Source organism: Pseudomonas viridiflava (assembly GCF_001642795.1).
Lineage (GTDB): Bacteria > Pseudomonadota > Gammaproteobacteria > Pseudomonadales > Pseudomonadaceae > Aquipseudomonas > Aquipseudomonas viridiflava.
This window is the reverse complement of sequence record NZ_LKEH01000018.1, coordinates 99,398-124,040: the sequence shown is the minus strand read 5'-3', so window position 1 is coordinate 124,040 and position 24,643 is coordinate 99,398. Positions and strand designations below refer to the sequence as shown.

Sequence of the window (24,643 nt, the reverse complement as noted above, 5' to 3'; positions counted from 1 at the left end):
TTCAGTTCGCCTCCAGTCCGCACAGCTGACGCAGCAATGTGCCGTCCAGGTGCTTTTCCACCAGATCCGCCAGACGCTCGATGTCCCGCTCGCGCAGGGCGTGATAATCGACCTCCTGCACATCGCGAAGCCCGGCCCAGCGCAACAGGGCGCTGCACGCGGCAGGCGACTCGAACAGGCCGTGCAGGTACGTGCCGAGAATCTGCCCGTCGGCGCTCTGCGCACCATCGCAACGACCGTCGTCCAGCCGGACGGCAGCCTGTTCCAGCGCCGCACCTGTGGTGACACCGGCATGAATCTCGTAACCGCTGACCTCGGCATCTTCCAGCGTCAGACGGCCACGTACGTTACGCAGTTGTTTCTCGGACTCCAGCACCGTGCTCATCGCCAGCAGGCCAAGACCCGGGCTTGAACCCGCCGCGCCTTCCAGCCCCAGTGGGTCGTGCATCTGCTCGCCGAGCATCTGCAACCCACCGCAGATACCCATCACCTTGCCGCCGTAGCGCAAGTGCTTCTGGATGGCGTCTTCCCAACCATTGGCACGCAGGTACGCCAGGTCGCTACGCACGCTTTTCGAGCCGGGCAGGATAATCAGGTCGGCAGGCGGTATCGCCTGACCGGGGCCGACGAATTGCAGATTGACCTGCGGATGCAGGCGCAGCGGGTCGAAGTCGGTGTGGTTGCTGATGCGCGGCAAGACCGGCACCACCACATTCAGTACCTGCTCGACCTTGTCGGTCTGACGCTGATCCAGACCGTCTTCGGCCTCAAGATGCAGGTCCATCACATAGGGCAGCACCCCGACCACCGGCTTGCCGGTGCGCGCTTCCAGCCAGTCCAGGCCCGGTTGCAGCAAGGCGATGTCGCCGCGAAAACGGTTGATGATGAAACCTTTGACCCGCGCCTGCTCGCTGGGCGACAGGAGCTCCAGAGTGCCGACCAGATGGGCAAAGACACCACCACGGTTGATGTCGGCGATCAACAGCACCGGGCAATCGACGGCTTCGGCGAAGCCCATGTTGGCAATGTCATTGGCCCGCAGGTTGATCTCGGCAGGCGAACCAGCCCCTTCGACCATGATCACTGGATAGTGGTGTCCCAGCCGCTCGTGAGACTCCAGCACCGCGCGCATGGCGATCTCTTTGTAGCCGTGATACGCCACTGCATTCATGGTGGTGACTGCGCGGCCATGGATGATCACCTGCGCGCCGGTGTCGCTGTTGGGCTTGAGCAGCACCGGGTTCATGTCGGTGTGCGGCTGCAGATAACACGCCTGAGCCTGCACTGCCTGCGCACGACCGATCTCGCCGCCGTCGGCGGTCACGGCACTGTTGAGCGCCATGTTCTGCGGTTTGAACGGCACGACCTTCACACCCTGTCGCGTCAACCAGCGGCACAGCGCGGTCACCAGCGTGCTTTTGCCGGCGTCGGACGTGGTGCCTTGTACCATCAGCGTGGCCATCAGGATTCCTTGCGGTATTCAAACAGAACAGTGTGCAGACGACGCCAGTCAGCTTCGTCGCAGGGCAGCCCGAAACGCAGGCTGGAGACTTCAGGCGTCGCCCCTTCGAACAGACGCAGCAACACCCCGCGTCGGGCACAGAACTCATGGATGGCCCGGGCTTCAGGCGTGACCAGCCACTGAAACAACGCACAGCCGCCGTGCGGTACAAGGCCGTAGAGCTCAAGCAGCGTTACCAGACGATCACGCGCCTGATCGGTGCGCACGCGCTGCTGCGCCTGCCATTCGCGGTCATTCAGACACGCCTGCCCCAGAATCCGCGTCGGACCGCTGACCGACCACGGGCCGATTTCCTGCGCCAGCAACCTGAGCAGCGCGGGTTCGGCCAGCACGAAGCCAAGCCTGACCCCGGCCAATCCGAAAAACTTGCCGAACGAGCGCAGCACGACCAGTCCGATACGCCAGGTTTCAGCTGCCAGGCTCAGCTCAGGGGTGTTATCCATGAAGGCCTCGTCCACCACCAGCCAGCCGCCCCGCTCTGCCAGCCGCGCATGCCATCCCAGCAGGCGCTCGGCGCTCAGATGCAAACCGGTCGGGTTGTTGGGGTTGACCACCACCAGCACATCAAGGCTGTCGAGGAAGTAATCCACCTCGTGCTCGCCGACCTCACGCACCACATAACCCTGCTTGCGCCAGGCGTGCGCATGTTCGGCGTAGCACGGCGACAGCACGCCCACCCGACCCGCACTGCGCACTCGCGGCAGCGCCTGGATCGCCGCCTGCGAACCCGCAACAGGCAACACCTGTGACACGCCGTAATAGGCGCAGGCAGCGGTCTCCAGACCGTCATCGTTCTCGGGCAGGCGCGCCCAGGCACGCAAAGGAATCTCCGGTACCAGCGCGGGCCACGGCGCGATGCCGGTGGACAGGTCCAGCCAGTCGGCCTGATTGATACCATAGTGCTGCGCCGCAGCGCGCAGTCGCCCGCCGTGCTCAAGCATAGAATGCTGTCCCGACGCACAGCACCAGCAACCACAGCCAGACGCCGCGCTGCACAAGCTCCCAGCCGCGGTCGATGGAGTCGGCATCGGCGGGTGCGCCTTCGCCCAGTTGCGGACGCTGATGCAGTTCGCCGTGATAGATCGCCGCGCCACCCAATTCGACGCCCAGCGCGCCAGCACCGGCCGCCATTACGGGACCTGCGTTGGGACTGTCCCAGGTCGGTCCCTGAGTGCGCCAGCAACGCAGTGCCAGCCGGGTTTTGCCCAGTATCGCGTAGGTCAGCGCCACCAGGCGCGCAGGAATATAGTTGAGCAGGTCATCGATCTTCGCCGCCGCCCAGCCGAAACGCTCGAAACGCTCGTTGCGATAGCCCCACATGGCATCCAGCGTATTGCTCAGGCGATACAGCACCACGCCGGGAACACCGGCTACGACAAACCAGAACAGTGCAGCGAATATTGCATCGCTGCCGTTTTCCAGCACCGACTCGGTGGCCGCGCGGGCGACTTCGGTCGCATCCAGTTCGCTGGTCTGGCGGCTGACCAGATAGCCGACGCGACGACGCGCCTCTTCCAGATCATCGCTGCGCAGTGCCTGAGCCACCGGCTGCACATGCTCGCCGAGACTGCGCATGCCCAGCGCGCAATACAGCGCCAGAATCTCCACCAGCCAACCCACGAACGGTGCCCAACTCAGCAGCGTGGCCAGCAGTGTCAGCGGGATCACCGCCACGAACCAGGCCGTGACGCCATGGCTGCGCCAGCCCCGGCCGCCGCTGTTGAAGCGCTGCTCCAGACGATTGGCAAAGCGCCCGAACGCCACCAGCGGATGCGAGCGTTTCGGCTCGCCGAGCAGCGCGTCCAGCGCAACCCCGGCCACGCTCAACAGCGCCACACTCATTGACTCACTCCCCATTGATTCTCATACAACAGTTCACTCAGCGGACGCGCCTGCGCCCAACCTTCCAGCACCAGCATGGGTGCTGGGTAAAATTCTTTCACGGGGCCCAGGCAGAGAATCGCCAGCGGCTTGGCGCCTTCCGGCATCGCCAACAGATCGGCCAGTGCGTCAGGGTCGAACAACGACACCCAGCCCATGCCCAGCCCTTCGGCGCGCGCAGCCAGCCACAGGTTCTGGATCGCGCAGGACAACGACGCCATGTCCATTTCCGGCAGGGTGCGACGGCCAAAGATGTGCTGCTCGCGACCTTCCATCAGCGCAGCAACCAGCACTTCGGCGCAGTCGTTGATGCCTTCGACCTTTAGCTTCATGAACTCGTCGGTGCGCTCGCCCAGTGCCTCGGCCGTGCGGACCCGCTCTTCTTCGACCTGGGCCTGCATCCTGACGCGCAGTGCCGGGTCGCTGATCCGAATGAACCGCCAGGGCTGCATCAGGCCAACGCTGGGTGCCTGGTGTGCAGCTTCCAGCAAACGGGCAAGCAGTTCGGGCGCCACGCTGCCACCGACGAAGTGCCGCATGTCGCGGCGCTCGGCAATGGCGCGGTACACCGCTGCCCGCTCTTCATCATTGAACGAATGTTCGGTCATGGCTTGAACAGGGCCGCAATCGCCTGGGGACAGGACGGAAAATAGAAATGGATATAGGTCGCGGTAAGACGGCCTTCACGATAAACCGCTTCCGCACCGCGCCCGCCGTTGGGGCTGACGCCTCGGCCAATCGGCTGCAGTTCGGTGGTGGTCAGAGAATGGTGATAGGTGTGACCGCGCAACTCGCCTTCCGGCATCTCGACCGCCTGCAACGCCAGCGCCGCCAGCCGTTTCTGCATGGCCGCTTCGCCCGCCAGCAGACCGACCAGTTCAGCGCGCACGCCTTCAACATCGGTCAGGGCTTCGAGCAGATACAGCATGCCGCCGCATTCGGCCAATGTAGGCTTGCCTGCCGCATGGTGCGCCCGAATATCGGCCAGCATCGTGGCGTTGGCAGACAGCTCGACGTGATGCAGCTCGGGATAGCCGCCGGGCAGGTACAGACTGTCTGCTTCAGGCAGATGGCTGTCGCGGATCGGTGAGAAGAAGCTCAGTTCCGCGCCCATGTTGCGCAGCAGATCGAGACTCGCACCGTAGGTGAACGCAAAGGCTCCATCGCGAGCCACGGCAATCCGCACCCCGTCCAGCCAGCGCTCGACATGAACCGGTTCTGGCGCAGTGAACGTGACCGCAGGCGGCAAGGCCACCTCGCAGGTGGTGGCCAGGGCTGCAGCGGCCATGTCCAGACGCAGGTCCAGGTCGTTGAGTTCGTCGGCCTGCACCAGCCCCAGATGGCGACTGGGCAGTTCGAAACCGGTTTCACGGGACAGCGCGCCATACCAGCGAAGGCCCTCGGTCAGGCTGTTTTCCAGCAACTGCGCATGACGCACGGTGCCCACGCGGTTGGCCAGCACGCCGGCAAACGGCAGGTCAGGCTGATAACGCGCCAGCCCCAGCGCCAGGGCACCGAAGGTCTGGGCCATCGCCGTGCCGTCAATCACGCCGAGCACCGGTACGCCGAAGTGGCGCGCCAGATCAGCACTGGACGGCGTGCCGTCGAACAAGCCCATCACGCCTTCGATCAGGATCAGGTCCGCGTCTTCAGCGGCTTCCCACAGCAGGCGACGGCTCTCGTCGGCGCCGACCATCCACAGGTCCAGCTGAAACACCGGCGCCCCGCTCGCCCGCTCGAGAATCATCGGATCGAGAAAGTCCGGGCCACATTTGAAGACCCGTACCTTGCGCCCCTGATTGCGGTGCAGGCGTGCCAGTGCTGCGGTGACGGTGGTCTTGCCCTGACCGGAGGCCGGTGCAGCGATCAGTACTGCCGGGCAATCCCTGGGGGCTCTCATGACCGGATGCTCATAACGGAATGGCTCACAGTTCGATACCTTTCTGCGCCCGGATGCCGGACTGGAATGCATGTTTGACTACGCCGATATCCGAGACGGTATCCGCGAGGTCGATCAGTTCGGGTTTTGCGCCACGGCCGGTCACCACCACATGCTGCATGGGCGGGCGCGCCTGCAGATCGGTCAATACCTGTTCAAGATCCAGATAGCCGTGCTTGAGGGCAATGTTCAGCTCGTCGAGCACGACCAGACCGATAGCCGGGTCGCGCAGCATTTCCAGGCTCACGGCCCAGGCAGCCTCGGCGGCCGCGATATCGCGCTGACGATCCTGGGTTTCCCAGGTAAAGCCCTCGCCCATCACGTGATAGCGCACCTGCTCGGGAAAGCGGCGGAAAAACATTTCCTCGCCTGTGCTGTTGCGCCCCTTGATGAACTGCACCACGCCGCACTGCATGCCATGGCCCATGGCACGCGCAAGCATGCCGAACGCCGAGCTGCTCTTGCCCTTGCCGTTGCCGGACAACACCAGCAACAGACCGCATTCATTGGGTGAGCTGGCGATACGTTCGTCCATCACGGCTTTCTTGCGCTGCATGCGCGCCAGATGGCGTTCGTCGCGTTCGGGGGATTCGTTCATCTCGGCTCTCCGCTCGGGGGGTCGCGAAAGCAGACGGAAGGACAGCACTGAACAGCACGGCAACGCCCTGCACAGAGCATCACCCTCCGTGATGCCATTGAGTATTTCAGGCCGGTCTCCGGGCTCATGAGCGGGTCATCCGGGCTGCACGCCTTCCCGCGTCGAAACGCAGTGGCACGATGCACAGCCTTGACTCATTTACCGTTGCGGGGGCAGCGCCGGAATCGGATCGTCAGACCCTCACCGGCTTCCCTGTTTCACCCTGCCAATCGGGAGGATTGCAGAGCACCTGAAACAAACCGCGAAGGGTAGAGGGTTGGGGGTGGAGCGTCAATCGACACCGCAGTACACAGGGCATAAAGGCCATTCACTTGCATGACGCCACCGGATGGTGGCTCGCAATTGAACCTCGGCGGTCAGGGTGTCTCTATCCCTTACTGGACCAAGCCTTTGTCGATGGAGATTCACGATGTTCAAAATCAGACCACAGTACGCTGTACTGCTTCTGCTCGCAGGCGGCCTCGCGGCGTGCGGCGAGTCTTCCACCTTGCAGGTCTCGGATGGAACAGGGCCTTCTCCAAAACTGCCGGAGCCGAACAAGACGCTGATTCCGACGGTCAACATCGCCCCGGCCATCGGCTGGGAAAAGGACGCCAAACCCGTATCAGCCCCAGGCACCCAGGTTGGCGCCTTCGCCGAACATCTGGATCACCCGCGCTGGCTGTACGTGCTGCCCAACGGCGACGTACTGGTCGCGGAAACCAACTCACCGGCCAAGCCGGATGACGGCAAAGGCATCCGTGGCTGGGTCATGGAGAAAGTCATGGGCCGCGCCGGTGCGGGCGTGCCGAGCGCCAACCGCATTACCCTGCTGCGCGACACCAACAACGACGGCGTGGCCGAAACCCGCAGCGTCTTTCTGCAGAATCTCAACTCGCCGTTCGGCATGACGCTGGTGGGCAACAAGCTGTACGTGGCCGACACCGACCGCCTGATCAGCTTCCCGTATGAAAACGGCCAGACCTCGATCAGCGCCCAGCCGACCAAAGTGGTCGACCTGCCGGGCGGCACGCTGAATCACCACTGGACCAAGAACGTCATTGCCAGCAAGGACGGCAGCAAGCTGTACGTGACGGTCGGTTCCAACAGCAACGTGGCCGAGAACGGCATGGACAAGGAAGAAGGTCGTGCAGCGATCTGGGAAGTGGACGCTGCCACCGGCAACCACCGCATCTTCGCCTCGGGCCTGCGCAACCCCAATGGGATGGATTGGGAGCCGACCACTGGAAAACTGTGGACAGCGGTCAACGAGCGTGACGAGATCGGCAGCGATCTGGTGCCCGATTACGTGACCTCGGTGCAGGACGGCGGCTTCTACGGCTGGCCTTACAGCTATTACGGCCAGCACGTGGACGAGCGCGTCAAACCGCAGAACCCGGCACTGGTCGCCAAGGCCATCGCCCCCGATTATGCGGTCGGCCCGCACACGGCATCACTGGGGCTGGTGTTCGCCGACGGCAAGACGCTGGCAGCACCGTTCAACGAAGGCATGTTCATCGGTCAGCACGGTTCGTGGAACCGCAAACCGCACAGCGGCTACAAGGTAGTGTTCGTGCCTTTCAGCGGCGGCAAACCCAACGGCGCACCAGTCGACGTGCTGACCGGTTTCCTCAACAGCGACGAAAAAGCCATGGGCCGTCCGGTAGGCGTGGTCAATGACCATCGCGGCGGATTGCTGGTGGCGGATGATGTGGGCAACAAGATCTGGCGCGTGACGTCGGTAAAGGCGGCTCAATAAAGCTATTTGACGTCTGGAACCGAACGCGGAGCGTCCTGGGAAGCATTCCCACGAAGGAGCGCTCATCGTTATACACAAGTCCGCAAGACGCGCAAAACGGGGGGGGGCAAAACGAAAGTGACTGACTGAATGCATACCCCGTGGGAGGCGGCTTGCCGGCGATGGCGTCAGTTCAGTCACTGATAGATCGCTTCAGAAAAAGCATCGCCGGCAAGCCGCCTCCCACAGTCCGCTGTTATCTGCACGACAGCGGCAAAGCTTGCGGCATCAGCGATCAAGGACGATTCTGTGCCAGGTCCGACGGCTGAATCACGCGTTTGGCGTTGAGGTAGGCTTTCTGCCAATACGGCTTGTCGAGGCTGTCGAGTTTAACCGTGCCGCCGGTCGCTGGGGCATGTACGAAGCGGCCTTCGCCGACGTAGATCCCTGCATGGGAAACCTGCGAGCCGCCCGAGGTGGCGAAGAACACCAGATCCCCTGACTGCAGCTGTTCGCGGCGCACATTCGGCGCGCCCATCACCACCATGTCCCGCGTGGAGCGCGGCAGGGAGATCCCCGCAGCGTCGCGGTACACATAGCCGATCAGGCCACTGCAATCGAAACCCGAATCCGGCGTGTTGCCACCCCAACGATAGGGCGTGCCGACCAGCCCCAATGCGCGAAACAGCACATCTTCGGCGGCCTGGGAAAGAATCTGGGGAGGAGCAGTTACCACCGGACGCTGAACGATCCGGGGCTGGGGAGGCGGCGGTGCGCTGGCGCAGGCGCCAAGCAACGCGGCAATAGAGATAACCATCAGGCGCAAAGCAATCGACATAACCACAACAACCTGATCCGGATGCGGCTTACGCTGCCGAGAAGCTCAAAAACGAAAACAGGCCATCGGCCTGTCTGCGTTTTCCATATTTCATTTACTTACGGCGTTTTACTGCGGTCTTGACTGTAGTCGATGTCATCGCCGTTGTCTGCGTGGCAACTGCTGGCGTCTTCACGGCTACGGCACCGGGTGCCATTGCCAGAGGACGCTTGGCTTCGATGAAGGTCTTGCTCCAGTAAGCGTCATCGAGACTGTCGATGCGCACACCGCCGCTGCGGCGGCTGCTGGAGTGGATGAACTGATCGTTACCGGCGTAGATTGCTGCGTGGCTGACGCGGCCACGGCCGCGTGTGCTGAAGAACAGCAGATCACCCGGCTTGAGGTTGTTGCGCGAGACCAGAGGTGCATCGACGTTGATCATTTCACGCGTCGAGCGCGGCAGGTTCATGCCAGCCTCTTCGCGGAACAGGAAACCGATGAAGCCGCTGCAATCGAAACCCGAACGGGTCGAAGTGCCGCCGAACTGGTAACGGGTACCGATCAGGGCCTTGCCACGTTCAAGGATGCTGTCGGCCAGAACCGGCAGTTTGTAGGATTGGTTGTCAGCAAACTGGGCCAGTTCGTCTTCAGTGGCCATCTCGTCCTGCAGGGCGGCGGCATCGGCGCGGCGCGCAGCGGACTGGGCGGTGACGGTGTTCTGATAACGAGGCGCTTGCTGAGCCTGTTCTTGCTGAGAAACCGGCATATTGGCCGAGCAACCGAACAGGAATGTGACGAGTGCGAGGGGCACGAGGGGTGCGAAGCGAACAACTAGCATGGGCACGACCGTGGCTGAACTGTTAAGAAGGCGAGACTATGCCTTCTATCCAAGTCATTTGCAAATTCAATCGAACTAAATGTGACTTATGAGTTTTTCCATGACATGTGCCGCCCGGCACTTCAAAAACACGTCCATTTGCGCGCTGTGATCGGTCGCCTCAGGATTGATTTCTGCCGTGAAACCCCCGGAAACCCTGGTCCTGATCACCGGCTCATGAATATAGGGGAAGCTTGCGGTGGTGCCGATGGTCAGCACCGCGTCATAGCCTATAGCCAGTTGTTCATACAGTGTTTCCAGGGCCTGTTCCGGGAGCATTTCCTGAAAAAGAACGACGGACGGTCGCAAAACGCCACTACAGATTGAGCACAAAGGTGGCATCGGTCGCTGCAGATGCTCACTCAGCTGGGGATCTTCTGCGCCACAGGACTGACAGAACAGTGGCGCCATCTGACCGTGAATCTCGATCAGGCGCTCAGGCGGACTGCCTGCAGCGCTATGATAACCATCGACATTCTGGGTCAGCACCCAGCACTCGGGCTTGATGCGCTGCAACTGGGCGATCGCGTAATGCGCAGAATTGGGCTGCCCGCCCAGACAGGCCTTGCCCAGTTGAGCGATGTATTTCCAGCACAGTTCGGGATCACGTCGCAGCATCGGACCGGACAACGCGACCTCAATCGGCAGGCCGTCATCGGTTCGGCCGTTATAGAGTCCGCCTATACCTCGGTAAGTCGGCAATCCCGAATCCGCAGACAGTCCGGCACCGGTAATGATCAGAATTCGCTTGGCGTGTCGCAGTGCAGCCGCCGTTTGCATGACCAGTGCGTCGTCTACCACCCCAGCGTCTCTTTAAGGAAGGGAATGGTCAGCTTGCGCTTCTCCTGCAGGGACGCCTGATCGAGGCGCTCCAGCAATTCGAACAGCGCACTCATGCTGCGGGTGCCGCGAGTGAGGATGAAATGCCCGACTTCGTCTGTGAGGTGCAGACCGCGTCGCGAAGCACGCAATTGCAGGGCGCGCAGTTTGTCCTCATCGGACAGGCCGCGCATCTGGAACACCAGCGCCATGGTCAGGCGGGACTTGAGGTCCGGCAGCTTGACCGGCAGTTCACGAGGCGACTTGGACGCGGCGATCAACAGCCGCCGCCCGCTGTCACGCAGACGGTTGAATAGGTGAAACAGGGCTTCTTCCCACTCTGGCTTGCCAACCACGGCCTGCAGGTCGTCCAGACACACCAGCTCGTACTGTTCGAGATGGTCGAACAGTTCGATACCTTCATCAATGACTTCGGCCAAGGGCAGATAGACCGCAGGTTCACCCATCTGCTCGAAGCGCAGGCAGGCCGCCTGCAACAGATGCGTACGCCCTACCCCGTCCTTGCCCCACAGATAGATGAGGCTTTCCGTCCACCCGGCGTCGGCTTCGCACAGCCGCTCGACATAGCCGAGTGCAGCGGCATTGGCGCCTGGATAGTAATTGACGAAAGTGGCGTCATCACGCAGACGCACACTCAGGGGCAGCTGAATCGGTTTCATGCTGACGAACGGTTCATGCGAACCGCCAAGGGCCTCTGTGTAAAGTGCGCAAAGTTTATACCCGTGACGCTGGTCGCACAATGCGACAGACCCCAAGCAAAATCAAAGGGTTGCGACAGGCTGTGTAAAGCGATGAGGCGTTTGAGGTATCTGCGCCCCTTTCACGGACCTGGCCTGCCTCCGTGAAAGGGTCGCTTGATCAGCGGCTGGAAGAGCTTACAGATCAGGGTCTTCGGCCCCGGCGTAGATCTGCGAGTCCTTGTAGACATCATGAACGTGGCGCACCAGCACCATGATCACCGCGGCCACCGGCAAGGCCAGCAGAATGCCAGTGAAGCCGAACAGCTCGCCGCCGGCAAGGATCGCAAAGATTACCGCCACCGGGTGCAGGCCGATGCGGTCACCCACCAGCAAAGGCGTAAGCACCATGCCTTCCAGCGCCTGACCGATCATGAACACCGCAACGATGCCCATCATCGGGTACAGATCGCCGCCGAACTGGAACAGGCCCGCCACCAGCGCCGAGCCGATGCCGATCACGAAGCCCATATAAGGCACGATGGCGGCCAGACCTGCGATCACGCCGATCAACAGCCCCAGCTCCAGACCGACCAGCATCAGACCGCTCGCATAGATCACGCCAAGGCCGACCATGACCAGCAACTGGCCGCGAATGAACGCACCCAGCACTTCATGACACTCACCCGCCAGCTTGACGATCTGCCCTTCGCGGTGGCGAGGCAGCAGGCCGCGAATCTTGCCCATCATCACGTCCCAGTCACGCAGCAGGTAGAAGCACACCACCGGGATCAGCACCAGATTGGTCAGCCAGCCGATCAGCGCCAGGCTTGATGCCGTGGCCTGCGACAGCACGATGGAAACGATGTCGCCCGCCTGCCCCATGTGCTCGGACAACGCAGCCTTGATCTTGTCGAACTTCCAGAAGCCGTCGGACAGCCCGAACTTGGCCTGCACCCACGGCAACGCCGAGTGCTGCAGCCAGTCGAGCATCTGTGGCGCCAGCTCGTACAGGCGGTACAGCTGCTTGGCGAGCATCGGCACCAGCACCAGCAGCAACGCCATCAGCACCAGCGTGAACAGGCCGAACACCGCCACGACACTCAACGTCCGGGACAGGCCCGCCCGCTCCAGACGATCCACCAGTGGATCGCCCATGTAGGCCAGCAGCAGCGCCACCAGAAACGGGGTGAGGATCGTGTGCAGCAACACCACGAATGCGACCAGCAGGGCCAACCCGCCAATCCAGAACCAACGTCGCGTATCAGTCATCAATGTCTCTCAACCCAGGGGAAAAGTGCGCTTGCCGCATTACCAGCGGAAATACAGTTGTGGCGCGGACGCCGGGACGATCATTGGAGCTGGCGCGGGAACAGGCGCTGCCGCATCGACCGGAGCCGCAGGTGCCGGCGGCACCGCCGCTGCAGCCTCGCTCGCCGGTACTTCCTGAAGTTTAGCCAGTGACATCTGGGAACGAAGCTGATCGGCGCTGCCGTTGACTTCGAAGGTTACGCGATCTCCTTCGACCAGCGTCACACGAACACCGAACGGATCGAGCAACTGCAACAGTTGCGCATAACGCTCAAGGTTCATGCCCTGAACCTGCATGAGCAGGCCGGTGGACGCGCCGGGCTTGGCGACGAAGCGCGGCGCCAGGCGCTGGCTCACCGACAGCAATACGGCGTCAGCCAGGGCGTCGGACGTGGCGCCGGTAGCGGTGCCCTGTTCACGCTGCTCGCCCAGCCACAGATTCCATTTGCCTTGCCATTGCCCGGCGTCCTCTTTGGCATGAACCGCCAGAATCGCATCGGCGCCATAACGCTCGGAGGCTTCCTTGAGCGGCGCGGCATCAGTGCCTTCAAGGGTCTTGGCGGTGCCGATGCCCTGCTCGCTCAGGTCAGCCAACGGCAGGCGCAACGGCAAACCACGGTGCTGCGCGGCGCGGCGCAAAGGTTCTGCAGCCGCCTGACCGTCGCCGACCAGATTGGAACCTTCGACCGAGTCATTCAGCCACCAGCCCAGAATCGACGGCCGATTGCTGCCCCAGATGGGCAAGCCGGCCTGACGCAAGGCGCGGTCGGTGGTTGCCGGATCGAAGTCCACCAGCAGCGTCTCGGGCGGGCCCGCTTCGTAACCGTACTGGCTGATGATCTGCTGTGGGTCCTTGCGCAAGGCGGCCAGCGCAGAACCTTGAGCGGCCTTGGTGTCGCCGGTCAGGCGCAGCACCAGGGTTTCGACGGCCGCCTGAGTGGCGCGTGTACGCTCATCAGGCGACTGGCCGTTGACCGGCTCGCGGACCTGATAAAGGTTGTTCACTGTTTCAGCAAGGGTCGGCAGGCTGAACAGGGACAGACAGCCGATGAGAAGAATTCTGGAAAAACGCATGGACAGTTCCCGAACGGAAAAAAGGTAAAGAAAGAGCAGTTTCAGGAGGTGGATTGATTGGACGGACAGGCTTGAGACAGCGCTTTGCCACCAATCATTCACTACCCGCCTAAAGTACACCCTAAACATCTGGGGTCGAAGTCGACCCGGGCAAGGCTGTGAGGTTTATTTAGTAGAACCTCCTCCTACCGTCGGCGCAAGGATGGCCCCACGAGGGCAAGCCTGATAAAATCGCGCGCCTTCGCAGACCGGCAATCGCGATGGCCCAACATAGCACTGCGCGACAGCACTTTGCTGAACGGGTCCCACCGCAGCGGTCGATACCTCCGAATCCCCCCTAAAGGCCTGGATTTTTTATGAGCAAGCAACCCTCCCTGAGCTACAAAGACGCCGGTGTAGACATCGACGCCGGTGAAGCATTGGTCGAACGCATCAAGAGCGTCGCCAAGCGCACCAAGCGTCCGGAAGTCATGGGCGGCCTGGGAGGTTTCGGCGCCCTCTGCGAAATCCCGGCTGGTTACAAGCAACCGGTTCTGGTCTCCGGCACCGATGGCGTGGGCACCAAGCTGCGTCTGGCACTGAACCTGAACAAGCACGACAGCATCGGCATCGATCTGGTGGCCATGTGCGTCAACGACCTGGTCGTCTGCGGCGCAGAGCCGCTGTTCTTCCTGGACTACTACGCCACCGGCAAGCTGAACGTCGAGACCGCAACCCAGGTCGTGACAGGCATCGGCGCAGGCTGCGAACTGGCCGGTTGCTCGCTGGTCGGCGGCGAAACCGCTGAAATGCCAGGCATGTACGAAGGCGAAGACTACGACCTGGCTGGCTTCTGCGTCGGCGTGGTCGAGAAAGCTGAAATCATTGACGGTTCCAAGGTTGCCGCGGGCGATGCCCTGCTGGCACTGCCGTCCTCCGGCCCACACTCCAACGGTTACTCGCTGATCCGCAAGATCATCGAAGTGGCCGGTGCCGACATCGAAAACATCCAGCTCGACGGCAAGCCGCTGACCGAGCTGCTGATGGCGCCGACCCGCATCTACGTCAAGCCGCTGCTCAAGCTCATCAAGGAAACCGGTGCCGTCAAGGCCATGGCCCACATCACCGGTGGCGGTCTGCTGGACAATATCCCGCGCGTTCTGCCACAGGGCGCCCAGGCCGTGGTAGACGTCGCCAGCTGGCAGCGTCCGGCCGTGTTCGACTGGCTGCAGCAGCAAGGCAACGTCGAAGAAAACGAAATGCACCGCGTGCTGAACTGCGGCGTGGGCATGGTGATCTGCGTGGCTCAGGAGCACGTCGAGACCGCTCTGAACGTACTGCGTGAAGCGGGCGAACAGCCTTGGGTGATCGGCCAGATCGCCACCGCCGCCGAAGGTGCTGCACAAGTCGAGCTGAAAAACCTCAAGGCGCATTGATGTCAGCCATCTGCAATGTCGTGGTGCTGCTGTCCGGCACCGGCGGCAACCTGCAAGCGATGATCGACAGTTTCAAGGACGGGGCCAGCCCCGTCCGCATCCGGGCTGTCATCTCCAACCGTGACGATGCCTTCGGCCTGCAACGTGCCAGAGACGCAGGCATAGAAGCCTGCGTGCTGGACCACAAGGGGTACGAAGGTCGCGAAGCCTTCGACGCCGCGCTGGTCGAACTGATCGATACCTTTCAGCCCGATCTGGTGGTACTGGCCGGATTCATGCGCATACTGAGCGCTGACTTCGTCAGGCACTATCAGGGCCGTCTGCTCAACATCCACCCGTCCCTGCTGCCGCGCTACAAAGGTTTGCACACCCATAAACGGGCGCTGGAGGCCGGCGACACCGAGCATGGGTGCAGCGTGCACTTCGTCACCGAGGAACTCGATGGCGGACCGCTGGTCGTACAGGCAGTTATTTCGGTACAGTTACAGGACACACCCGCCACGCTCGCGCAGCGGGTGCATGTTGAAGAACACCGTATCTACCCGCTGGCAATACGCTGGTTCGCCGAGGGCCGATTGAGCCTGGGCGAAGAAGGCGCGTTACTGGATGGCCAGCCACTCCCGGCCACCGGCCATTTGATTCGACACTAGGAGATATTATGCGTCGCGCTCTGCTCTTCGCTTTCGCTCTGCTTGCCATCCCTGCTGTACAGGCCGCAGACCTTCAACCTTTCTCCGCCAGCTACACCGCCGACTGGAAACAGCTGCCCATGAGCGGCACGGCTGAACGCAGCCTGGAAGCCGGGCCGAACGGCACCTGGACCCTGAATTTCAAAGCGTCGATGATGATCGCCAGCCTGTCCGAAGTCAGCACGCTGAAAGTCGACAAGGACACCCTGCTGCCACAGACCTACAGCTTCGAGCGTAGCGGTCTGGGCAAATCCAAGAAGGTCGATCTGGCTTTCGACTGGAACACCAAGTTCGTCACCGGCACCGACCGCGGCGACGCGATCAAGCTGCCGCTCAACCGTGGCATCCTCGACAAGTCCACCTACCAGCTCGCCCTGCAGCATGACGTGGCCGAGGGCAAGAAAAGCATGAGCTATCAGGTGGTCGATGGCGACGAAGTCGATACCTACGACTTCCGCGTGCTGGGTTCGGAGAAGGTCGACACCAAGGCCGGTCAGGTCGACGCCATCAAGGTCGAGCGCGTGCGTGACCCGACTCAAAGCAAACGCATCACCGTGCTGTGGTTCGCCAAGGACTGGGACTACCTGCTGGTCCGCCTGCAACAGGTCGAAACCGACGGCAAGGAATACAACATCATGCTGCAGGACGGTACAGTCAACGGCAAGGCTGTCAAAGGCAGCTGATCGACCTGACTGTTCGCAGTACAGAGCCCCGCTTGATGCGGGGCTTTTTATTGCCTGTCGTTCAGCACCGATCAGTACTGTCTCACGCTGATCGTTCCTCACGCTCTGCGCTCATCGTTATACACAAGTCCGCCTCACCACTGATCGTGCCTATCGCTCCGCGTGGGCATGCATCCCGTGACGCTCTGCGTCACACATGGCACAGATTGCGGATTCAGTGAGCCGAGCGCATGACATGGATAACGCTGGAGCTTGACCACGCATCTGCGCCACATTCGAGAGCGGACGCGGAGCGTCCTGGGAGGCATTCCCACGCAGAGCGTCACTAGTGTCCGGGGAAAGTCCGCTGCCGTCATAGCAAAAGGCTACCCTGAGCCACTTTCATCTCTTCGTTCTTTCGTCGTCGTTTTTTTCGATGCTCTTTGGCTAAAGGTCTTTCAAACAAGACGCAGACCAAGGAGCGTGTCAGGTCGAAAAGCGAGCCACGGAAATTCGATCGCTTCTGAAAAATATGCAGCAGTACATACGTAATAATCGCGCTGTAAATCTGCAATTTCACCGCATTTTCGGAGAACGCGTAGAAACGTTTTAGTTTTAGATGCTGCTTGATCCACTTGAAAAACAGCTCGATCTGCCAACGCTCCTTGTAGAGGTCGGCAATCTCTTCAGCAGAGCGTGTCAGGTCATTAGTGACCAGCGTGAGCGGGTTTTCCCATGTTTCGAGCTGGACCTTCACACGTCGTACCGGCGTACCCCTGAAAACACGATGCCGTTTACCAAACTCCACGATGTCATCGGCCTGCACTGTGCTATCGGGCGATGGGCAGGAGTGCTCATGAGACAGCTGTACATTGGCGTCTTTTTTGAGTCGTGTAACGAAAAAGGCCTCGGCCTGATGAATCTGATACCACCAGTTGTAGCTGCAATAGCCTTTGTCGAAAACATAAGTCACGCCTGACTCAATCGGCACTTTCAAAGCATCAGCCATGTCGTTGACGTTGGCAGGAGTAATGCTGATGTAGACCGGGGCGCACTGGACAGGATCAAAGCCGGTATGCACCTTGAGGCCTTGCGTTATGCGGGTCTTGGTGGCCTTGGTCCACTCGTCAAAATCGGGTCCGCGCAACGTGATTGAGGTGGAATCAATAAGGCTGATCATGCGTTTGGCCAGTCGGCGTTGCTGCCCGCTTATAGCGCTCAGCATGGATTCGCAGGCCTTTTGAAACGGGATGAAACTGCGCTTGTTAAGCGCGTCGGAAAGCGTAGAGCGAGGCACCGGCCTGGCATTCAAATGGTGATGTTCATCGAAGGCTTCAGACATCGCCGAGAGGCTGCGCAAACTACTGCTTTGCTGCAAATGCCCCAACACCAGCGTCACCAGCAAATCGCGAGATGTACACCGTTTGGCGTACCGATCGGCTCCGCAGGCTTTAACTTCTTTCTGGAAAAACTGCGAGGGAAATGCAGACAGCAACTGACCGAGATGAGTATTGGAGAACATGGCAATAATCAAGTCTGAAAGGGCTGATTATGGCGCAGATGCCCGTCGTAGAAGAGGGGGCGGAGCCCCCTCCCTATTTTCCCCGGACACTAGTGACGCAGAGCGTAGGAACGATCAGCGTGATCTCAAGCACGTCGATCATGCCCCTGCCTGTGCTCAGCGTTATACCCGAGTCTTGTTGCGACCACGGACTGTGGGAGGCGGCTTGCCGGCGATGCTTTTTGTGAAGCGACCTATCAGTGACTGAACTGACTCCATCGCCGGCAAGCCGCCTCCCACGGGGTATGCATTCAGTCAGTCACTTTCGTTTTTGCCCCAGTTTTGCGCGTCTTGCGAACTTATGTATAACGCCGAGCGCTCCGCGTGGGAATGCCTCTCGGGACGCTCCGCGTCCGCACCAGCAGACAACACCGTTTGTGGCAGTTGTACGCGCCACCAGGACACATGAAAAATCCTTCATTTAACCAACACTTGGCTGCAGCCCACGTATTTCGAAGGCTGCAGCGCAGCGGTTAATTTCCGACCAACCCGGAACCTGAACGGGCTATTTACTTAGCCTGCTAACGGATCCTATAAAAGAGTCCTGCGACACATCGCCGCAGTATCCAGAGGCCTAACCATCAAGGCTGCCAAAGTCAGGAGCTAACACTATGACTGTCAGAGTTACTGAACGCGACGACGCCCACCTCTCTCATGAAGCCGTTGCCGACGGCATTCAGATCTGGGACGTGCATCAACAGGATCAACTGGTCGGCATGTTTCACATAGAATCCGAAGCCTACCGGTATAAAGAAGAGCTGGAAGCGCTGGAAAGCCAGGGCAACCATTGACCGCAATTTCAGAACCGTAAAATGACAAAACCCGCTCAAGGCGGGTTTTGTCATGCTGGCGAAGAGGCTTACCACATCAGGTCGTCAGGCACCTGATAGGCCGCGTACGGGTCGTCCGCATCCGGCGCTTCGGTCGGAGTATTGAGCAACACAATGCGGCGTGGATCGCGCTCCTGGATCTTCAGCGCTGCTTCGCGCGGAATGATCTCGTAACCACCACCGTGGTGGACGATGGCCAGCGAGCCGCTGCTGAGCTTGTTGCGCACCAGCGTGTTGACCGAGATGCGCTTGACCTTCTTGTCATCGACGAAGTTGTAGTAATCCTCGGTGGTCAGCTTGGGTAGACGCGAAGCCTCGATCAGTTGCTTGACCTGAGCGGCACGGGCCTTCTGCTCGACCTTCTCCTGCTGCTGACGATTGAGTTCCTGATCGCGCTTGACCTTCTCGGCCAGCGCTTCCTGAGCCGCACGTTTCTGCGAGTCGTCGACCTGAGCCTGGCCCTTGTGCACCAGGCGCTGCTCTTTCTGCTTTTCCTTGCCGACCTGCTTGGCCTGCTTCTGGTTGACCAGACCTGCCTTGAGCAACTGGTCGCGAAGTGAAATACCCGCCATCTCTTTTCTCTCTCTTAAACAACCACTCAGCCGCAGCGGGGTGCGTTTTTTTCCTGACGTTTGGCTTCGCCCCACAACGCGTCCATGTCTTCGAGGCTGCATTCCTCGATGGGTCGCTGGGCGTGGCGCAACGCCTGTTCAATAAATCGGAAGCGTCTGTCGAACTTGCTGTTGGCCGAGCGTAACGCAGTTTCCGGGTCGACTTTAAGGTGTCGGGCCAGATTCACCACAACAAACAGCAGATCGCCGATTTCTTCGGCAATGCCGTCAGCGTCATTATCGACCATTGCCTCAAGCACTTCATCGAGTTCTTCGCGCACCTTGTCGACCACCGGCAAGGCGGCAGGCCAGTCGAAGCCGACCTGAGCGGCGCGTTTCTGCAGCCTGGTGGCGCGGCTCAGCGCAGGCAGCGCAACAGGCACGTCGTCGAGCAAGGACAACTGCTCGGGCGCGGACGACTTTTCTGCACGCTCCTGGGCCTTGATTTCATCCCAGCGCCGATTAACCTCTTGGTCCGTCAGGCGTGGGGTTTCCATGGGCGCATACAGCTCGCCGGTCGGAAACACATGCGGATGACGGCGCAGCAGCTTGCGGACGATGCCATCGACGACCCCGTCGAATTCGAAGCGCCCTTCTTCGCGAGCCAGATGGGCATAGAACACCACCTGAAACAGCAGGTCGCCCAGCTCGCCCTGAAGCTGATCGAAGTCACCCTGTTCGATGGCATCGGCCACTTCGTAGGCTTCTTCCAGCGTGTGCGGGACGATGGTGGCGTAGGTCTGCTTCAGATCCCAGGGGCAGCCGTACTGCGGATCGCGCAGCCGGGCCATGAGGTGCAGAAGGTCTTCAAGTGTGTGCATTGCAAAATCTCTGTTACCGCGATGTCGCCACTGTCTGGCATGCCTTCGGACAGTGGCAACTATGGAAGCCTTGAGTCAGGGCGTCCGGTTACGGCGCGTCTCGATGATGTTCGGCAACTGGGAAATACGCCCCAGCAACCGCCCCAGCGCGTCCAGACCCGGAATCTCGATGGTCAGCGACATCAGCGCGGTGTTGTCTTCCTTGTTCGAGCGGGTATTGACCGCCAGCACGTTGATCCGCTCGTTGAGCAGCACCTGAGTCACGTCACGCAGCAGCCCGGAACGGTCGTAGGCGCGGATGATGATGTCCACCGGATAGGTGAGCACCGGCACCGGCCCCCAACTGACCTGGATGATCCGCTCGGGTTCGCGCCCGCCCAGCTGCAGCACCGAGGCGCAATCCTGCCGGTGAATGCTCACCCCGCGCCCTTGCGTGATGTAACCGACGATGGCATCGCCCGGCAGCGGCTGGCAGCAGCCGACCATCTGGGTCATCAGGTTGCCCACGCCCTGGATCTGAATATCGCCACGCTTGCCCGGCTTGTAGCCCGTAGCCTTGCGCGGAATCAGCTCCAGCTGCTCGTTCATGCGATCCGGTTCGACCTGCTGTTGAGCCAGGTTGACCAGTTGCGCCAGACGCAGATCACCGGCACCGAGCGCGGCGAACATGTCGTCGGCGGTCTTGTGATTGGCCTTGTCGGCGAGCTTGTCGAAATCGACCTGCGGCAGTGCCAGACGCGCCAGTTCGCGCTCGAGCAGGGTTCTGCCGGCGGCGACGTTCTGGTCGCGCGCCTGCAGCTTGAACCAGTGAACGATCTTCGCCCGCGCCCGCGACGTGGTGATGTAACCCAGGTTCGAGTTCAGCCAGTCGCGGCTCGGCGTGCCGTGCTTGCTGGTGATGATCTCGACCTGCTCACCGGTCTGCAGGCTGTAGTTGAGCGGCACGATCCGGCCGTTGATCTTCGCACCACGGCAGTTGTGGCCGATCTCGGTGTGGACCCGATAGGCGAAGTCCAGCGGCGTCGCGCCCTTGGGCAGGTCAATGGCGTGACCATCAGGCGTGAAGACGTAGACCCGGTCCGGTTCGATATCGACCCGCAACTGATCGGCCAGCCCGCCGATGTCGCCCAGTTCTTCGTGCCATTCCAGCACCTGACGCAGCCAGGAGATTTTCTCTTCGTAATGGTTGGAGCCGGATTTGACGTCCGTGCCCTTGTAGCGCCAGTGCGCGCAGACGCCCAGCTCGGCTTCTTCGTGCATCGAATGCGTACGGATCTGGACTTCCAGCACCTTGCCTTCCGGCCCGATGACCGCAGTGTGCAGCGAGCGGTAGCCGTTTTCCTTGGGGTTGGCGATGTAGTCGTCGAATTCCTTGGGAATGTGCCGCCACAAGGTGTGCACGATGCCCAGCGCGGTGTAGCAGTCGCGCATTTCGGGAACGAGTACACGCACCGCACGCACGTCGTAGATCTGACTGAACGCCAGACCCTTGCGCTGCATTTTGCGCCAGATGGAATAGATGTGTTTGGCACGGCCGCTGATATCGGCAGTGACGCCGGTGGCCAGCAGTTCGTTTTCCAATTGGGACATGACGTCGCTGATGAACCGCTCGCGGTCCAGACGACGCTCATGCAACAGCTTGGCGATCTGCTTGTACTGGTCAGGCTCAAGGTAGCGGAAAGACAGGTCTTCCAGCTCCCACTTGATGTGCCCGATACCCAGGCGGTGAGCCAGCGGCGCATAGATGTCGAAGACTTCCCGCGCCACGCGGTTGCGCTTTTCGTCGTCGGCGTTCTTCACCGCCCGAATCGCACAGGTACGCTCGGCGAGCTTGATCAGTGCGACGCGCACGTCATCGACCATCGCCACCAGCATCTTGCGCAGGTTCTCGACCTGGGCCTGACTGCCCAGCACCAGCGACTGACGCGGACTGAGACTGGCACTGATCGCCGCCATGCGCAGCACGCCGTCGATCAGTTTGGCCACTGTTTCACCAAACTGCTGCTCGACATCCGGCAGCGGAATCACGCCTTCGCGCACGCCCCGGTAAATGACCGCTGCAACCAGCGAGTCCTGATCCAGCTTGAGGTCAGCCAGGATCTCCGCGATTTCCAGACCGGTCTGGAAACTGGAGGTGCCGTCTGCCCAGTGATTCTTCAGTGCCTTGTCGTTCTGCTCGGCTTGCCGGGCGAACTCACAGGCCTTCTTCATGACTTCCCGGTCCAGGACCAGGTCGACGCTGACAATATGATCAAGCCATGCGTCGAGGTTGATGCTGCCGTCTGTGTTTATCGGCTGGTGCGCTCTCACCTGTACCATGCTGCTTACCTTCCCTACGGCGCGATGAATAGCGCCATCAGTCGCCAGCCTTCTGAGCGAATGCCACTTGCCGGGCAAGCAAGGACCGGCATTCGCGGGCCAGTCGGATTAAATGAGATTCCCTGTCAGCCGCTGATTCGATCCAATGAACCGCTGCTCACTTACTCATTTCAAATAAAGCCATCGCCTCGACATGCGCCGTCTGAGGAAACATATCGAGTATTCCGGCACGTTTTAAACGGTAGCCCTGATTGACCAATTCGACCGTATCACGAGCCAAAGTTGCCGGGTTGCATGACACATAGAGCAACCGCCGGGCGCCTGTTTTTCCGATCTGGCGCACCACTTCGAATGCACCGTCACGCGGTGGGTCCAAGAGTACCGCAGAAACCCCCTCGGCTGCCCAACTCGCGTTCGTCAGCGGCTGCGAAAGATCCGCCTGAAAAAACGTCACATTGTGCAGATCATTACTCACCGCGTTTGCCGCCGCACGTTCGACCATAGTCGCAACGCCCTCGACGGCGACCACTTCCTTCGCCTGCCCCGCCAGCGGCAAGGCAAAATTGCCGAGGCCGCAGAACAGGTCCATCACCCTTTCATCGGCCGCAGGTGCCAGCCACTCCAGCGCCTGCTCGATCATCGCGGTATTGACCTGCGCGTTGACCTGAATGAAATCCCCCGGACGCCAGTCCAGTTGCAGGTTCCAGGGCGTCAGGCGATAGCCCAGTTGATCGTCCGGGTTCGCCGGTTGCGGATCGCCCTCACCGTGCAGCCACAACTGCGCGCCGTGCTCTGCGCAGAATGCCTCGAGAATCACCAGGTCCGCCTCGGCCAGCGGCGCGGTATGGCGCAGCAGGACCGCCGTGGCAGAACCACTGAACAACTCGACATGCCCCAGCGCCTGAGGTTTGCTCAGGCTGCGAAGCATCGTCGGCAGTTGCGTCATGATCGGTTGCAAGGCCTGTACCAGCACCGGACATTCCTCGATACCGACGATGTCCTGACTGGCCGTTACCCGGAAGCCGACGTCCAGCCGTTTGGCCTTAACGTCCCAGCGCACGGCGACTCGCGCACGTCTGCGGTAGGCCAGTTCGGAACCGGTCAGCGGTGCCGCCCACTCCTGAGGAGCCACGTTGGCTACACGCAGAAGCTGCTCGGCAAGCATGCGCTGTTTCAGGGCAAGCTGTTCGTCATGAGGCACATGTTGCACGCTGCAGCCCCCGCAACGCCCGAAGTGCTTGCACAGGGGCGCACGGCGCATTTCGCTGGCGGTGAACACACGCTCGGTGCGTGCTTCGACGACCTTGCCGCGTGCATTGAGTACCCGCGCTTCAACCTCTTCGCCCGCCAGACTGCCGGCGACGAACCAGGTTCTGCCTTCCAGAAATGCGATACCACGCCCGTCATCCGACAGGCGTTCGATGGTCAGGCGCTGCTTTTTACCGACAGGCACCTGCACGGACTTGACGCCTCCAGTCGGCTGGAAGCGCAACCCTCTCTCATGCTTGGCCATCAGTTAGGCGCGTCGTAGATGCCAGTCGACAGGTAACGGTCGCCTCGGTCACAGATGATTGCCACGATCACGGCGTTTTCGACTTCGCGGGAAATACGCAGCATGCCCGCCACCGAGCCACCGGACGACACACCGCAGAAGATGCCTTCTTCGCGGGCCAGTCGGCGCATGGTGTCTTCGGCTTCGGTCTGGCTCATGTCGATGATACGGTCGACGCGATCAGCCTGATAAATCTTCGGCAGGTACTCGTAGGGCCAGCGACGGATGCCAGGAATGGATGCGCCTTCCATCGGCTGCAGACCGACGATCTGCACCTCGGGATTCTGCTCCTTGAGGTAGCGCGACGTGCCCATGATGGTGCCGGTGGTGCCCATGGAACTGACGAAGTGCGTGACCGTACCGCCCGTCTGACGCCAGATTTCCGGACCGGTGGAGGTGTAATGCGCCTCCGGATTGTCACCGTTGGCGAACTGATCCAGCACCTTGCCGCGACCTTCGGTCTGCATGCGCTCGGCCAGATCACGGGCACCTTCCATGCCTTCTTCCTTACTGACCAGAATCAGCTCGGCACCGTAGGCTGTCATTGCAGCCTTGCGCTCGGCGCTGGAGTTGTCCGGCATGATCAGGATCATGCGGTAACCCTTGATCGCGGCAGCCATGGCCAGCGCGATACCGGTATTGCCGGAAGTGGCTTCGATCAGGGTGTCACCGGCGTGGATCTGGCCGCGAAGTTCCGCGCGGGTGATCATCGACAGCGCAGGACGGTCTTTCACCGAGCCGGCCGGATTGTTACCTTCAAGCTTCAACAAGAGGGTATTGCTGGTGTGACCCGCCATGCGTTGCAGACGCACGAGCGGGGTGTTGCCGACGCAATCGGCAATGGTTTGATACTGCAGGGTCATGGCGTAT

At 61.1% G+C, this 24,643-nt stretch carries 23 protein-coding genes and 1 riboswitch; of the genes, 5 read left to right on the top strand and 18 right to left on the bottom strand.

The window, feature by feature from the left end; translation table 11 throughout:
• Position 1: 1 nt before the first annotated feature.
• Genes AO065_RS04330 through cobO form a run of 6 tightly spaced genes read right to left on the bottom strand, consistent with a single transcriptional unit; the run spans position 2 to position 5,940 of the window.
• A complete protein-coding gene (locus AO065_RS04330) occupies positions 2–1,462 on the bottom strand; it encodes a cobyric acid synthase (RefSeq protein ID WP_004884147.1) in 1,461 nt (486 codons plus the stop codon).
• Positions 1,462–2,463 carry a threonine-phosphate decarboxylase CobD gene (gene cobD, locus AO065_RS04325; RefSeq protein ID WP_004884148.1) on the bottom strand — a complete coding sequence of 334 codons (1,002 nt, stop codon included), beginning with the start codon at positions 2,461–2,463 and terminating at the stop codon, positions 1,462–1,464. Before cobD ends, AO065_RS04330 begins: the two co-directional genes overlap by 1 nt.
• Positions 2,456–3,364 carry an adenosylcobinamide-phosphate synthase CbiB gene (cbiB, locus tag AO065_RS04320; protein ID WP_004884149.1) on the bottom strand — a complete coding sequence of 303 codons (909 nt, stop codon included), beginning with the start codon at positions 3,362–3,364 and terminating at the stop codon, positions 2,456–2,458. The genes cobD and cbiB overlap by 8 nt, the downstream gene beginning before the upstream one ends.
• On the bottom strand, positions 3,361–4,011 hold the full coding sequence (bluB, locus tag AO065_RS04315) for a 5,6-dimethylbenzimidazole synthase (RefSeq protein WP_004884150.1): 651 nt from the start codon (positions 4,009–4,011) through the stop codon (positions 3,361–3,363). The genes cbiB and bluB overlap by 4 nt, the downstream gene beginning before the upstream one ends.
• Positions 4,008–5,303 (bottom strand): cobyrinic acid a,c-diamide synthase CobB, encoded by a 1,296-nt coding sequence (locus AO065_RS04310; protein WP_004884151.1) that lies wholly within the window; start codon positions 5,301–5,303, stop codon positions 4,008–4,010. Before AO065_RS04310 ends, bluB begins: the two co-directional genes overlap by 4 nt.
• 25 nt (positions 5,304–5,328) lie before the next feature.
• Positions 5,329–5,940, bottom strand: coding sequence for a cob(I)yrinic acid a,c-diamide adenosyltransferase (gene cobO / locus AO065_RS04305; RefSeq protein ID WP_004884152.1), 612 nt, complete (start codon positions 5,938–5,940; stop codon positions 5,329–5,331).
• A 92-nt stretch (positions 5,941–6,032) separates the two neighbouring features.
• Positions 6,033–6,248: riboswitch (cobalamin riboswitch) on the bottom strand.
• A gap of 161 nt (positions 6,249–6,409) precedes the next feature.
• On the opposite strand from cobO, the gene AO065_RS04300 reads away from it, so the two are divergent.
• The gene (locus tag AO065_RS04300; RefSeq protein WP_004884153.1) at positions 6,410–7,738 is read left to right on the top strand and encodes a PQQ-dependent sugar dehydrogenase; all 1,329 of its coding nucleotides are present in this window, start codon (positions 6,410–6,412) and stop codon (positions 7,736–7,738) included.
• A 274-nt stretch (positions 7,739–8,012) separates the two neighbouring features.
• Here AO065_RS04300 and AO065_RS04295 read toward each other — a convergent pair whose 3' ends face one another.
• The 6 genes from AO065_RS04295 to AO065_RS04270 all read right to left on the bottom strand — a co-directional run bounded on the left by AO065_RS04295 (position 8,013) and on the right by AO065_RS04270 (position 13,313).
• Complete coding sequence (locus AO065_RS04295) at positions 8,013–8,555, bottom strand: C40 family peptidase (RefSeq protein WP_004884158.1); 543 nt, start codon at positions 8,553–8,555, stop codon at positions 8,013–8,015.
• A gap of 94 nt (positions 8,556–8,649) precedes the next feature.
• Positions 8,650–9,372: a C40 family peptidase gene (locus tag AO065_RS04290; protein ID WP_004884159.1), complete on the bottom strand. Its 723-nt coding sequence runs from the start codon at positions 9,370–9,372 to the stop codon at positions 8,650–8,652.
• A 75-nt stretch (positions 9,373–9,447) separates the two neighbouring features.
• Positions 9,448–10,212 (bottom strand): NAD-dependent deacylase, encoded by a 765-nt coding sequence (locus AO065_RS04285; protein ID WP_004884161.1) that lies wholly within the window; start codon positions 10,210–10,212, stop codon positions 9,448–9,450.
• Positions 10,206–10,910, bottom strand: coding sequence for a DnaA regulatory inactivator Hda (hda, locus tag AO065_RS04280; RefSeq protein ID WP_004884162.1), 705 nt, complete (start codon positions 10,908–10,910; stop codon positions 10,206–10,208). Before hda ends, AO065_RS04285 begins: the two co-directional genes overlap by 7 nt.
• Positions 10,911–11,126: 216 nt before the next feature.
• Positions 11,127–12,200 carry an AI-2E family transporter gene (locus AO065_RS04275; RefSeq protein WP_025993804.1) on the bottom strand — a complete coding sequence of 358 codons (1,074 nt, stop codon included), beginning with the start codon at positions 12,198–12,200 and terminating at the stop codon, positions 11,127–11,129.
• A gap of 39 nt (positions 12,201–12,239) precedes the next feature.
• A complete protein-coding gene (locus AO065_RS04270) occupies positions 12,240–13,313 on the bottom strand; it encodes a DUF2066 domain-containing protein (RefSeq protein WP_004884165.1) in 1,074 nt (357 codons plus the stop codon).
• A gap of 356 nt (positions 13,314–13,669) precedes the next feature.
• On the opposite strand from AO065_RS04270, the gene purM reads away from it, so the two are divergent.
• Genes purM through AO065_RS04255 form a run of 3 tightly spaced genes read left to right on the top strand, consistent with a single transcriptional unit; the run spans position 13,670 to position 16,100 of the window.
• Positions 13,670–14,728, top strand: a complete 1,059-nt coding sequence (purM, locus tag AO065_RS04265; RefSeq protein WP_004884166.1) for a phosphoribosylformylglycinamidine cyclo-ligase — start codon at positions 13,670–13,672, stop codon at positions 14,726–14,728.
• Positions 14,728–15,378, top strand: coding sequence for a phosphoribosylglycinamide formyltransferase (gene purN / locus AO065_RS04260; protein ID WP_004884167.1), 651 nt, complete (start codon positions 14,728–14,730; stop codon positions 15,376–15,378). Before purM ends, purN begins: the two co-directional genes overlap by 1 nt.
• 8 nt (positions 15,379–15,386) lie before the next feature.
• Positions 15,387–16,100, top strand: coding sequence for a DUF3108 domain-containing protein (locus AO065_RS04255; protein ID WP_004884168.1), 714 nt, complete (start codon positions 15,387–15,389; stop codon positions 16,098–16,100).
• Positions 16,101–16,452: 352 nt separating this feature from the next.
• On the opposite strand, the gene AO065_RS04250 is transcribed toward AO065_RS04255, so the two are convergent.
• Positions 16,453–17,601, bottom strand: a complete 1,149-nt coding sequence (locus AO065_RS04250) for an IS4 family transposase (protein WP_004884169.1) — start codon at positions 17,599–17,601, stop codon at positions 16,453–16,455.
• 650 nt (positions 17,602–18,251) lie between these two features.
• On the opposite strand from AO065_RS04250, the gene AO065_RS04245 reads away from it, so the two are divergent.
• Complete coding sequence (locus tag AO065_RS04245) at positions 18,252–18,431, top strand: hypothetical protein (protein ID WP_004884170.1); 180 nt, start codon at positions 18,252–18,254, stop codon at positions 18,429–18,431.
• A 68-nt stretch (positions 18,432–18,499) separates the two neighbouring features.
• Here the strand turns inward: AO065_RS04245 and AO065_RS04240 are convergent, their stop codons facing one another.
• The 5 genes from AO065_RS04240 to cysM all read right to left on the bottom strand — a co-directional run bounded on the left by AO065_RS04240 (position 18,500) and on the right by cysM (position 24,636).
• Complete coding sequence (locus AO065_RS04240) at positions 18,500–19,042, bottom strand: DUF2058 domain-containing protein (RefSeq protein WP_004884171.1); 543 nt, start codon at positions 19,040–19,042, stop codon at positions 18,500–18,502.
• Between the two features lie 26 nt (positions 19,043–19,068).
• Positions 19,069–19,902 (bottom strand): nucleoside triphosphate pyrophosphohydrolase, encoded by an 834-nt coding sequence (gene mazG, locus AO065_RS04235; protein WP_004884172.1) that lies wholly within the window; start codon positions 19,900–19,902, stop codon positions 19,069–19,071.
• Between the two features lie 75 nt (positions 19,903–19,977).
• A complete protein-coding gene (gene relA, locus AO065_RS04230; RefSeq protein WP_004884173.1) occupies positions 19,978–22,221 on the bottom strand; it encodes a GTP diphosphokinase in 2,244 nt (747 codons plus the stop codon).
• 157 nt (positions 22,222–22,378) lie between these two features.
• Positions 22,379–23,734, bottom strand: a complete 1,356-nt coding sequence (gene rlmD / locus AO065_RS04225; RefSeq protein ID WP_032651656.1) for a 23S rRNA (uracil(1939)-C(5))-methyltransferase RlmD — start codon at positions 23,732–23,734, stop codon at positions 22,379–22,381.
• On the bottom strand, positions 23,734–24,636 hold the full coding sequence (gene cysM / locus AO065_RS04220) for a cysteine synthase CysM (protein WP_004884175.1): 903 nt from the start codon (positions 24,634–24,636) through the stop codon (positions 23,734–23,736). The genes rlmD and cysM overlap by 1 nt, the downstream gene beginning before the upstream one ends.
• Positions 24,637–24,643: the final 7 nt, after the last annotated feature.